Annotated in this window: 11 protein-coding genes; 5 read left to right on the top strand and 6 right to left on the bottom strand. The window is 66.8% G+C overall.

Annotated features, from left to right (window positions below):
- Positions 1–15: 15 nt before the first annotated feature.
- Positions 16–465: a hypothetical protein gene (locus AACZ75_RS02385; protein WP_339871015.1), complete on the top strand. Its 450-nt coding sequence runs from the start codon at positions 16–18 to the stop codon at positions 463–465.
- A gap of 830 nt (positions 466–1,295) precedes the next feature.
- On the opposite strand, the gene AACZ75_RS02380 is transcribed toward AACZ75_RS02385, so the two are convergent.
- A complete protein-coding gene (locus tag AACZ75_RS02380) occupies positions 1,296–2,063 on the bottom strand; it encodes a PhoH family protein (RefSeq protein ID WP_339871014.1) in 768 nt (255 codons plus the stop codon).
- 307 nt (positions 2,064–2,370) lie between these two features.
- On the opposite strand from AACZ75_RS02380, the gene AACZ75_RS02375 reads away from it, so the two are divergent.
- Complete coding sequence (locus tag AACZ75_RS02375; RefSeq protein ID WP_339871013.1) at positions 2,371–2,898, top strand: gamma carbonic anhydrase family protein; 528 nt, start codon at positions 2,371–2,373, stop codon at positions 2,896–2,898.
- Here AACZ75_RS02375 and AACZ75_RS02370 read toward each other — a convergent pair.
- Positions 2,895–3,422: a PAS domain-containing protein gene (locus tag AACZ75_RS02370; protein ID WP_339871011.1), complete on the bottom strand. Its 528-nt coding sequence runs from the start codon at positions 3,420–3,422 to the stop codon at positions 2,895–2,897. The genes AACZ75_RS02375 and AACZ75_RS02370 overlap by 4 nt on opposite strands.
- Positions 3,423–3,790: 368 nt before the next feature.
- On the opposite strand from AACZ75_RS02370, the gene AACZ75_RS02365 reads away from it, so the two are divergent.
- Positions 3,791–4,459: a hypothetical protein gene (locus AACZ75_RS02365; protein ID WP_339871010.1), complete on the top strand. Its 669-nt coding sequence runs from the start codon at positions 3,791–3,793 to the stop codon at positions 4,457–4,459.
- A 114-nt stretch (positions 4,460–4,573) separates the two neighbouring features.
- Here the strand turns inward: AACZ75_RS02365 and AACZ75_RS02360 are convergent, their stop codons facing one another.
- From AACZ75_RS02360 to hfaA, 4 genes are all read right to left on the bottom strand, one after another.
- Positions 4,574–7,540 (bottom strand): insulinase family protein, encoded by a 2,967-nt coding sequence (locus AACZ75_RS02360; protein WP_339871009.1) that lies wholly within the window; start codon positions 7,538–7,540, stop codon positions 4,574–4,576.
- A gap of 81 nt (positions 7,541–7,621) precedes the next feature.
- Complete coding sequence (gene hfaD, locus AACZ75_RS02355) at positions 7,622–8,866, bottom strand: holdfast anchor protein HfaD (protein WP_339871008.1); 1,245 nt, start codon at positions 8,864–8,866, stop codon at positions 7,622–7,624.
- On the bottom strand, positions 8,793–9,803 hold the full coding sequence (gene hfaB, locus AACZ75_RS02350) for a holdfast anchoring protein HfaB (RefSeq protein ID WP_339871006.1): 1,011 nt from the start codon (positions 9,801–9,803) through the stop codon (positions 8,793–8,795). Before hfaB ends, hfaD begins: the two co-directional genes overlap by 74 nt.
- Entirely contained in the window at positions 9,800–10,231 is a 432-nt protein-coding gene (gene hfaA / locus AACZ75_RS02345; protein ID WP_339871004.1) for a holdfast anchoring protein HfaA, read from the bottom strand. Before hfaA ends, hfaB begins: the two co-directional genes overlap by 4 nt.
- 93 nt (positions 10,232–10,324) lie before the next feature.
- Between hfaA and AACZ75_RS02340 the strand changes: the two genes are divergently transcribed.
- Positions 10,325–11,005 carry a rhomboid family intramembrane serine protease gene (locus AACZ75_RS02340; protein WP_339871002.1) on the top strand — a complete coding sequence of 227 codons (681 nt, stop codon included), beginning with the start codon at positions 10,325–10,327 and terminating at the stop codon, positions 11,003–11,005.
- Positions 11,006–11,089: 84 nt separating this feature from the next.
- On the top strand, positions 11,090–11,518 hold the full coding sequence (locus tag AACZ75_RS02335; RefSeq protein WP_339871000.1) for a CBS domain-containing protein: 429 nt from the start codon (positions 11,090–11,092) through the stop codon (positions 11,516–11,518).
- The last annotated feature ends 370 nt before the right edge of the window (positions 11,519–11,888 follow it).

Genomic DNA, 11,888 nt, shown 5'->3' with positions numbered 1-11,888 from the left:
GGAGTGGAGCGTGTGATGACCTTTCGACTGATTGCCGGCGTGGCCGGACTGAGCCTGGCCCTGTCGGGAGCCGCCCTGGCCCAGGCCCCCGGGACACCGGCCGCCTCTGCCGTGGACTCCGAGGCCGAGGGGCCTGCCCCCATCATCCGGACCACCGATTCGACCCTCACCTGCGTCCAGATGTCCGAGGAGGCCGCCGGGCTCAGCCAGGCCATGGGGGGAGAGCCGGACGGGGGCCTGTTCGACACCCTCGGCGGCGTCGCCCGCTCCGGCGCGGCGATGCTGATCCCCGGGGCCGGCCTCGTCATGGCCGGGGCCGAGGCCCTGACCCAACCCGAGCGCGACCGCCGCGAGGCCGAAGCCCGGGCGATCCAGCACCGCTGGTACTATCTGAACGGTCTCTACGCCGGCCGGCGCTGTCACGAACAGGCCGAGGCCGCCGAGGCCGCCGCCCCGCCAAACTAGGGCCGGACCGGGCAACGAAGCCCCTCTCCCGGGGGAGAGGGGTCGGGGTGTGGGCGTACGGTGTTCGCCCCCCAAAAAGCTGTCGTCATCCCGGGGCAAGCGGCGCAGCCGCGCAGACCCCGGGACCCAGCGGCGCGCGCCAGCGCGACCCTGCCGCGAACGCCGCTGGTCGTGCGAGGGCGAGGTCGCCTCCGCTCCGCTGCGGCACCGCTGGGTCCCGGTGTTCGCTACGCGCCCCCGGGATGACGAAAGCGGGGGGAATGCGAGGTGTTTGCCAAAAATTCCCCTATCGTCGCTACCCAAACCCCAACCCGATCAACACCTTGGCCAAATCCGCACCCGAATTTCCCGCCCTGGTCCCCGCGCGTGCCAGACTCTCCCCCGTCCCGTCGCACGGGGGGCTCGCTCGGCCGGCGATCCGCAGCGGCGGCGGGAGCGGATGGAGCGGGCGCAACCCGGAGCCGGATCCCCTGTCGGGGTCGCTGGCCGCGGGGATGCGAGGTCGAGCCGGGTGAAAAGCCGGACGGCCGAGGGGGCGGGGCGGAGACCCGCACCGGTCCAGGAGATGGTCGCTGCCATCCCTGCCCGCCGTGTGCAGAAGGACCCCTCGTCAACAGCGAGGCCCATGGTCCGGGCATGTGGAAACCCGTCCGCGCGGAGCGTCTGACGTTCGCCGAAACCCATACCCCTACGGTCTCCGGGCGTCCGCCCGGCGCTCCGCCAACGCCCCTCACCGCCCGGGAAACCCGCGCGGCCAATGGCGGCTGTTCAGTTCGGGTGTGGGTCCCTTCTCCCGCCACCGACGGGAGAAGGGAGGGGCCGTGCGCGGGCTAAAGCACCCCGATCATGCTGGCGACCAGCGGGTGCCGGACGATGTCGCGTTCGGCCAGCCGGACCACGGCGATGTCCGGCAGCGGGGCCAGGCGCTCGGCGATGTCGGTCAGGCCCGAGATCCCCGGCAACAGGTCGGACTGCTGCGGGTCCCCGGTGACCACCATGGTCGAATGCCAGCCCAGCCGGGTCAGCAGCATCTTCAGCTGCACATAGGTGCAGTTCTGGGCCTCATCGACGACGATGAAGGCATTGTTCAGCGTGCGGCCGCGCATATAGCCGATCGGGGCGATCTCGATCAGGCCCTCGGCCATCAGCGCCTTGACCCGCTTCATGCTCAGCCGGTCGGACAGGGCGTCGTAGAGGGGCCGCAGATAGGGGGCCAGCTTGTCCTCCATGTCCCCGGGCAGGAAGCCGATCGATTCGCCGGCCTCGACCGCCGGCCGCGACAGGACGATGCGCCCGATGGTGCCGGCCTCGAGGGCCTCGACCGCCTTGGCCACGGCCAGATAGGTCTTGCCGGTACCCGCCGGGCCCAGCGACAGGACCAGGTTGTGCTCGTCGATCGCCGTCATCATCTCGGCCTGGCCGTCAGACCGGGGTTTGAGCGTCTTCAGATAGGCCTGGTCGCGATCATCATTGGAAGGCATCGGCGACCAGCTGCCCTGGGTCGCCCCGCGCCGGGCGCGGGACTCATCACTGAACTGGCGGGAATCAAGGACACCGTCACGGTTCGACTGGCGTCTCATAGCGGCACGTTTGGTCACGGGCGCCTCCAGGGCATGAAAAAAGGCGATGCCGGAAAAGCATCGCCTCGTACGAGTGTCGGGATAATCGCAGCAACGGAGGCCGTGCAGCCGCCCGGATCGGGGGAAGGGTGAACTTCCAGCGGGCATACCCGCCGTCGACCGGAACGCGTCACGCGCGTCCTCCTCGGGGCCTGACCGGACCGGGCTTGATCCGGCTTCCGATCCGGGGCCGAAATGGCGGCCTCGAATCGCATCAACAGGATGATGCTAACGTGGTTTACGAAGGCTTAAAGCCCTCATTCGCTTCAGATAAGGTTATGCTTTCATGACAGTCTATGCGTTAGCGGACAAGAAACCGCAGGTGCCGGCGGACGGTGAATACTGGATCGCGCCGAACGCCACCGTGATCGGCGACGTGACCCTGCATCCGGGGGCCAGTGTCTGGTTCGGCGCGGTCGTCCGCGGTGACAATGATCCGATCACCATCGGCCGCGACACCAATATCCAGGACGGCAGTGTCCTGCATTCCGACCCGGGCGAGCCCCTGACCATCGGCGACGGCGTCACCGTCGGCCACATGGTCATGCTGCACAGCTGCGAGATCGGCGACAACTGTCTGATCGGTATCGGGTCGGTGATTCTCGGCCGGGCCCGGATCGGCAGGAATTGTCTGATCGGGGCCAACACCCTGATCACCGAGGGCAAGGTGATTCCCGACAACTCCCTGGTCATGGGCCAGCCCGGCAAGGTGGTGCGTCAGCTCGAGCCCGGCCAGATCGCGGCGCTGAAGGCCTCGGCCGCCCACTATGTGCAGAACTGGCGGCGCTATGCCGCCGACCTCAAGCCGGTCTAGGCGATGAGCCGGCCGTCGACCGTGGCCAGGCTCAGCGGGGCGCGTCGGGCGTCGCCGACCCCGACCGAGACGCGCGCGGTCAGCGAATCGACGTCCACCAGATCGCGGGTCGCGGCCGTGGTCGGGGCGTACAGGCCCAGAATCCGGTCCGCGGTGCCGTCCGGCCCGCGCAGCGGCGTCAGGGTGATCTCCAGCGCCGTCTCGTCGTCACCGGCCCCGGCGACGATGACCACCGGCCGCGCTTCACGAAAGGTGCGGGTGATGGCGTCGACGACCAGCGGCCGGCTGGTTTCGCTCCACCACGTCAGCCAGGCCGTGCCGGCCAGGCGGTCGCCATGAAAGGTCTCGATCCAGCCGCCGGCGAGGCGGAACACGGCCCCATCCCCGCGCCGCACGGCCATGAAGGCGCGCGGCAGCAACAGGCCGAGGCGGGTTGGGTCGAGGCGGGCGCGATCGGGAATCGCCGCCGTCTCGCCCAGGGCGGTCCAGGTGTCGATCAGCGTCTGGGTGTCAGAATGGAACATGGCTCCGGCCTCCACCCCCTGTTCCGCAAGGATGGGGCCGGGACCGCACACCCCGGATGGCAACGGAAACGAAAGGCTTTTCCGCTTTGATACCGGTTGGACCGGCCTGACTCTTGCTTGGCCGGCGTAATCTTTGACGATCGGGAGTCCAGCCCATGCGGGTGCGGATCAAGACCTGGCTACCAGCCGCGGCGGGCTTTCTCGCCCTGACGGCCTTCGCCGACAGCGCCGCTGCTCAATGTGGCACGGGCTGTCAGCCGCCGCCGCCGCCCTGCTGTCAGCCCCCGCCGCCCCCGCCCCCGCCGCCGCCGCCGCCGACGCCGTGCTGCCAGCAGCCGCCGCCGCCGCCCTGCTGCGGGGGAGGCAACGTGAACGTCAACGTCAATGTGAACGCCAACGCCAACGCCAACGCCGGTGCCTCGGCGCGTGCCGGAATCAATGCCCGGGCCGGTTCCAGTGTCTTCGTGCAGGGCGGTGGAAGTGCCTATGTCACGGTTGACCAACCCTATCCGACCACCATTTCCGGCCTGATGGTCGAGGGGGCCGCGGTCTCGCAGGTCATTCGCGTGCCGTTCGAATCACGCCGCCGTTTTGAAAAGCGGGTGGTCATCCAGGCCGTCTGCATCGATGACCGCAACGTGCCGCATCCGGCCTCGCAGGTTCGCGGTGAGCGCGACGTGCGCGGCGACTATGAAGGCGAACTCTATCGCTGCCTCGCCGGCACCTGGCTGCAGGTCACCATCGCCGAATATCTCGGCGAAGTCCGCTTCGATCACGGCGAGACGATGAGCTGCCGCAAGCGCGAGGCCCTGTGGCACGGCCGCGGCGGCACGGTCGAATGCCGCCCGGAGAAGCCCGAGCGTGACTGCAACGAACGCTCGCTGCTGCGTCGCTACGGTGCCGGGGTCAAAATTCTGACGATGATCCGCGAGGAAACCTACACCGAGTATCGCGAGGAGGTCGTGCAGTCGTCCGGCATCGCGGTGTCGGGGGCCAGCATCACCCTGGACGGTGGCGTCGGCGGCCGGGTGTTCTGAAGCCGCTGTTCAGCCCGGGGTCATCCGCGATCCCGTACCGTATGCCCGTCGATCTCCATCGACGAAGCCGGGAATGCAACTGGCCCCGATCCGCAAGGACCGGGGCCATTTTTTCTACTGCGCCGGTGGCACCGCCGCGGCGGGTGCGGCCGGATTGTCCGAAGTGATGATCAGACGCCATGCCGTGTCCGGTGTCAGGTACCGGCGCGCCAATCTCTGGATATCGTCGGACGTCACCGATTCGAGATCCGACAGATGCGAGCGGATTTCCTCAAACGTGGCCGGCTGGCGACCTGCCCCCGCGAGCTGGCTGACCCAGTAGCCATTGTCCGCCTGGCTGCGTCGCAGCGATTCGACGGCAGGCGCGCGGGCCCGAAGCAGTTCATCCTCGCTGACCGGCGTGTCCCGGAGGCTCGCGGCGATCGAGTCGAAGGCGGTGAACAGCACCGGCAGGTTTTCGGGGCGGGTCTCGGCCAGCATGAGCTGGAAGCCATAGTCGGGGAACACCGACGACGACGACGCTGCCGACCCCGGACCATAGGAGATGCCCAGCTTTTCGCGGACTTCCTCGTTCAGCCGGAGCTGGATCACGGCATTGAGAATGGAAAGCTGCCGGGCCGCGCGCTTGTCGTCGACGGCATCGGTGGTGGGCCAGCCGATGAGACCGATTGCCTGCTCACCCGGACCTTCATGCTTCAGCCGGAGCGGTTCGGCCGTGGGGGCGGGAAAGCGGCGGACGTCGGAGCCTGGCAGGGGTTCGGCCTGGGCTCCGCGATCCGGCAAGGCACCGAAGGTGTTGGACACGGTGGCGATGGCGTCCTCCACGGCGACGTCGCCGACCATGACGATGTCGATCGGCCCACGCGCGCGGCCTGAGGTCACGCCGGCGCGAATCTCCTCGATCGACATGGCCGCGACCTCCGCCTCGGTAGGGGTGGCGTCGCGCTGGTCTCCCGAACTGATCAATTCGCCGAGGTTGCGGCTCAGAACGCCGCCGGGCGTTGCGCGACTCTGGGCGAGCTGCGCGGAAAACTGGCTGCGGGCCAGTTCAAAGGGGGCGGAGCGAAGGCCCGGATCGACCAGGTAGGCGGTCAGCACCTGCATCTCGAGCTGGAGGTCCTCCGGCCGTGTTGCCCCACTCAGGGTATAGGCGTCGGTCGATAGGCGGGCGCTGACGCCGTAGGTCTTGCCGCTGAGAACGCGAGTCAGCTGATCCACGGTCAGCTTCGCAGTGCCGCCCGGCCCCATCACCGAATTGGCCAGGGTCATGGCCGTGATGCGGTCCGTGGGCAAAGCCAGTTCGCCGATTCCTGTGCGAACGTTGACGAGGATCTGGTTGTCGCGGAACTCGGTCGGCTTGACGAACAGCCGGACGCCGTTGGGGAAGTCTACGCGGGTGACCCCAAGGTCAGCGATCTCTGTGCGGGCGCTCGGCTGAGTGGGCGTTCCAAAGTCTGTGTAAGGCCATTCCAGCGCGGCTTCATCCGCACGAGCGGTGACCCCGACCTGGCGCGAAGCTTCCAGCGCCGCCGTGACGGCGGCCTCGCCACCCTCGATCGCGACCGGGGAGGTGACCATGACGACCGGCCCCTGGCCTGCGAAAACCGGGCGGACGGCGGCGGTGACCTGGTCGGGTGTCAGGCCTTCGACGGTTGCGTTGAAGAGGGCGAGGCTGGTCGCCGGTGAAGCAAAGACGTCTCTCTCATTGGCCGCTCCGAGCAGCTCGTTGGCCAGTGCGGGAGTCGAACGCGTTGCTGCGGCGGTGACCGCATTCTGCAGCCGGGTGCGGTTGTCGGTGATCTCCCGCTGCAGTTCGGCCTGCGTTATTCCGAACTGGACCAGTCGCCGCTGTTCCTGCTCGATGGTTTCCAGCGCCCGCGCCAGGCCTCCGGGGTTGAATCTGGCGCTGACAGAGCCAGCCGACAGACTGTCGAAGACCGTGGCGGTCGAGGCGCTTGCGCTTACAAACGGTGGATTGTCGGCGCGCGTCAGCTCCCCGAGACGGCGGGTCAGCACCGCCAAACCGAGGCCGCGGATCAGGCTTTCGCGACGTTCGGCGACGGTGTCCGGATCGAGATCAGGGGGTTGGATCCAGTTGATGTCGACGGAGGACTGGACGCCAGGTTCGACCAGCACCCGGGTTTCAGGGCCGCGTTCAGCGACCTGGCCAAGATCAGGATCAGGACCATCGGCGGCCTTGGGGGTCCAGCTTTCGAATGCGGCGCGGATCTTGCCTTCCATCATCTCGACATCGAAATCGCCGACGGCGATGAAGGTGGCGCGGTTGGGCCGGTAGTAGGCGTTGTAGAACTCCACAAAGCGCTCTCGCGGTGCGCTGCGAATGATGTCGAGATCGCCGATGGGGAAGCGGTTCGCAAGGCGTTGGCCCGACGCGAGAAGGCCGAACTGGGATTTGGCGATGCGCATTTGCGGCGTGTTGCGCATCCGCTCCTCGCCCTCGATCACGCCCCGTTCGGCATCGACTGCGGCGGGTGCCATCAGGGCTTCCGACACCTGTTCGCGCATGATCCGGAGGGCCGCATCGACGGTTTCGTCATTGGTGCGAGGCAGCTCCAGCAAATAGGCGGTCTGGTCAAAGCTGGTGAAGGCGTTGGTGTCGGCACCGAAGGCCAGACCCAGGCGTTCGAGGATGCGCAGCAGCTCGTTCTCGGGGATGTTGGTCGTCCCGTTGAAGGCCATGTGCTCCATGAAGTGGGCCAGCCCGAGCTGGGCCTCGGTCTCCATCAGCGAGCCGGCGTCGATACGCAGGCGGAACGAGGCCTGACCCGCCGGCGTCGCATTGCGCAGGATCGCGTACTGCATGCCGTTTGCCAGAACGCCAAAGCGGACGTTGGCGTCAGCGGGAATGTCGCTGGTCGAGTGCGCCCAGGGGTCCGAAGGCTGTGCGGCTGCCGGGGCCACTGCCGCAGGCTGCGCCTGGCTGAAAGCTACAGCCGGCAGGACGCCCAGGGAGAGGGCGAGACTGCTGCATGCGGCGAGCAGAAGGAAACGGGCAGATCGCATTGGGGACACTCCAGGTGCCCGGTGCCCCAAGACAATTGAGAGGCACCGGTACTGCACAGAAAAGATTGCCAGAACCCTAGCGTGTCAATTGTTGGGCGTCACCCGCATAGCGCGGACGGCGGCTGCTTGTCCGCGCATTCAGGGCCCGGGACTGGAGACGTAGAAGGTCGCGGCATTGCCCACGGCGTTGGTGCCGGTGATCACCGCCCGGGCGGAACCGGCCACGGTCGTATGGGCGGAGGCTGTGACGGAGCCGTTGTTGGTCTGGACGTTGGTCGCTGTCAGATAGCCGGCACACTCCGAGCAGGCATAGCCGGTCACCGAGTTGCCGACGGCGTCGGCACCGACATAGACGTCATAGCCGTTGGTGCCGGAGAAGGTGGCCGTTGAGTCGACCCCCCCCGAGTTGAACTGGGTATTGTCGATCTCGACGTAGACATCGTTGTTGCCGACCGACACCTCGTTGCCCGCCGCCCGGGCGTAGGCTTCGGCGGCCCCGAAATCGTAGGACGTCGTGATTGCGGTGGCCCGGACCCGTGCGGCGTTCGCCTGATCCGTCTCGGCAATCAATGCCCCGCCCTGGTTCTGGAACACCGCCTGGTTGGCATTGGCGCGGGCGCGCCCGGCCAGATCCCAGGCATTGCCGGCATTGGCGCTGGTCCCGGCCTCGATCAAATCGCCGGTCGAGCGCTGTCGGACGTAGAGGCTCTGGTTTGATGCGGCGTCACTGTTGACGGCCACGGCATTGGCGATGGCCTGACTGCTGAAGGCGGCCTGGGCCGGGATGTATTGGGTGCTGGCCAGATTTGAGGATCGAATCGTCGCCGAAGACCCCTGGCTGATGACGCCGCTGACTGTGGAGCCATCGCCGCCCAGGGCCGCTGTATTGCCGATGGCGGAGGTGTCGACGGTAGCGCCCGCGAGCAGGCGTGCCGAATCGTTGGTGATGGTCGAGTTGGCGGCGATCTCACCGTCGGTAACCAACTGGCTGGCGTCCACACGCAGATCGGCCCCGTAGGCACCGGCGGCCAGATAGTTCCCGCCCGCCTGGGTCGTCGCCGTAAGTCTGCCGGCGGTATCCCCACCCAGGGTCATGGTGGTGGTCGCCAGCGCGTCGCCGTGCATCTCCTGGGTCGAATCAACCGTGATTGAACCGTTCTCGACCGCACCCGAAAAGCTGTTGCCCCGGGCCGAGGTCGAGACCGTGACCTGCTCTTCGGCGTCGACGACGTTCAGCGTCTGACCGGCGACGACGTCGCCCATCTGGATCTGGTTGTTCAGGACAATCGCGCCGTCCTGCGCCAGGGCCTCAGTAGCGACTGCGGCGCACAGCAGTGTCGCGCCGATCGTGCCAGCGAGACGGATCCGAGCGGGTCTGACCATTGTTGGTGTCCGTGTTGGGATAGGCAGGATAGTAGCCGCCGGTGAGGCCGGTGGTACCGCCGAGCGGGTCGTTCGAGGCGTTGAGGCAGATCTCGGGGCCCGGTGCCCCGTACAGATTGGCCATGAATTCGACCGTGGCCCGTTCGATCAGGGCGCGGACCGCCAGCTGCACAGGTTCGAAGCCGCCTTCGCCCGCAGAAATGTCGAAGACATTGCCGTTCAGGAAATCGAACACCCCGGCCGAGACTTCACGGCCGATGATCTGCTTCTGGTAGGAGACGACATCCACCACCTCCAGTGTGGTGGTCTGCACCAGCCGCAGGTCGATCGCGATGTTCATGACGAAGGCCTTGCCGCTGAACGCGACCGACAGCGGTGTGCTGGACGTGGCCTCACCGCCGGCGGCGTCGAAGCCACCCGAACGAATATTGTAGTTCACCTCGGTGATGCCGCCGACCATGTAGAAGTCCGACCCCGGTACCTGGCCGGCCAGGATGCGGCGGTATTGCTGGTCCTCAGCGCCGCCCGGGCCGTCGTCGCCGATCAGGCGATTGTTGGCGTAGCGCAGCTCCAGCTCGGACACCGAGGTGTCGTAGCGTTCGACGATCCTGGCCCCGGACTTGGCCAGGGCCGAGACCGCCATCAGCGAGGCACCGCCGGTGACCTGGCGGCCGCCGTCGGCCGAGACCGTCCCGGTGTAGTCGCTGATCCGCCCGACAGCCATGCGTGGCGAGGGCAGATTGTAGCGGCGGGCATAGTCCGCCATGCAGAACAGGGCGGTGGAGTAGGGAGTCGGGTTTGCCGTCACGGGCGCATTGCCGATCGGCGTGGCATAGAGGCCCGCGGGACTGGCGGTCGCCGAAATGCAGCCGGTCAGCAGGGCCGCCGCGATGCAGACTGCGCCCGCGGTCTTCGATCGGCGCTGGCGAATGCTCATGGAAACCTCAGGGTGCCGTTCAGGGCCGTGCCGGCGGTGATCGCGCCGTTATTGGTCTGGGTGGAGTTGACGATGACGGTATTGTGGCTGCCCTGAACCACGACGTTCAGGCTGTTGCCGATGGCCGAGGCCCCACCGATGGCATTCAGTCCACCCGTGTTGCCCGCGCCGCTGTAGCTGGAGGAAACGCCGCCGGATGCGCTGGAATAGGCGCTGGCACCGTTCTGGATCAGACCGTTGACGATCAGGCGGTTGCCGTTGGCGTCGCGCGTCGATCCGGTCTGGGCCCTCGCTGTCGTGTAGCGTGAGCCGCCGTAGCCGGCCTGGTAGGTCGCCGCGCTTGATGACCCGGTGGACTGGGCCGCTGCAGGCGCAGGCAGGCCCAGGACGACGAGCATCAGGACGGACTTCAGCCGAAAGAGTGACATTACAGCGCTCCGCACGCGAACGTGGTTTACGGATCGACAGGCAATCCGCGTGCCAAAATGGGATAGGGATATTAAGAAGCGCTTGAGATTGCGGTGACCGCTGCGCATTTGAAGCAGATGCAATTGCCGCCTGACCGAATCGACGCCCCCCGCCGCGAGAAGATTCTGAACGCTCCACCAGTGGCGGTCCTTCTGGCCCTGTCGATGCCGATTCTGTTTTTTGTGCAGCAGCGACTGCATGATGGCGGCCTGTCCTATGCGTTTCTGCCGTCGTCGCTCGTGTACGGCGACTGGTGGCCGGGACTGTTCAGCGCCATGCTTGTCCACGGAGGCTGGGGGCACGTGGCCGCCAACGCCATTGCCGCCCTGGCCTTCGGACCGCCCGTCGCCCGACTGTTTACCGGCACCAAGGGGCCGGCCGTGTTTCTCGCCTTCTATATAGTGTGCGGCCTGGTGGCTTCGATCGGCTACGCCGTGGTCCATCTCGGCAGCGATGACGCCGTGGTCGGTGCTTCCGGGGCGGTGTTCGGCCTGATGGGGGCTGCATTGCGTTTGCTGGGAAGTCGCCCGGGCCGTCTGCGCGCCATTACAGACCGGCGCGTGGTTACCGCGGCGGCCGTCATCATGGCCGTGAACGCCGCCACGGGGTTGATCGGGTTCGCGCCGGGCGTGGAGGGGGCCCGTATCGCCTGGGAAGCGCACGCAGCCGGCTTTGTCTTTGGACTTCTCGCCATCGGTCCGGTCGCCCGGCTTTTTGGTCAGAAACCTTCGTGATTTGATTCCCGGGGCCGCCTGCGCGATCCTGTTGGAAAGCAGCCAGCTGCGGCTGCCCCTTATATAGAGTGAAGGAACCGCCCGATGCTGGTTACCGAAATCCTCAAGGACAAGGGGGGCGCTGTCTATTCGATCGCCCCCGACTTCACCCTCTCGCGCGCTTGCGCCGAACTGGAGCACAAGCGGGTCGGTGCCTTGATTGTCTGCGATGGCGACAAGGTCGTCGGCGTCCTGTCCGAACGCGATGTGGTCCGGGCTGTGGCCAGGGATGGGCAGGCCTGCCTGCTGCGCCCGGTCGCCGACTATATGACCCGCGAGGTGGTTTTTGCCGAGCCCGGGGAGACGGTGGCGATTCTGATGGGCCGGATGACCGATCGTCGGATCCGCCACTTGCCGGTGCTCAAGGACGGTCGACTGAGTGGCGTGATCTCCATCGGCGATGTCGTGAAATGCCAGATCGCGGAGGCCACCAGTGAGGCTGAGAGCCTCCGGACCTATATAGCCGCTGGCTGAAGCACAGCGCGGCTGAGCAGGACCGGCATTCTCACCCGGGTCGGTGAACCGGACTCGGCGAGAAACTTCGCTGGAATCGATAAAGCCGCTTGCAGACCAAATGCCCGGTCCGTATATCGCCACCTCGCTCGGAGACGGGCTGGCCGCCGGGGCCGGGGAGACGAAAGTCTTCCAGACCCCAAGGAGGAAAGAAGTTAAAAACTTCTTGCTTCTGCAGTCAGTTCCAACTAGTCTCCGCGCTCCAATCGAATCGTCGGAAACGATAAAGAGGGTGGCCTCGCTGCTTTCCTCCGACGGTTTTTTGCGGCTTCGGAAGCTTCGGTTTCCGGTTTCGCGAAATGGCTGAAAAGCCCGGTTGACACGGAGATCG

The sequence above is a fragment of the uncultured Brevundimonas sp. genome, from assembly GCF_963975535.1.
Lineage (GTDB): Bacteria > Pseudomonadota > Alphaproteobacteria > Caulobacterales > Caulobacteraceae > Brevundimonas.
Note: the sequence above shows the minus strand (reverse complement) of the source record. Positions and strands in the feature narration are given on the sequence as shown.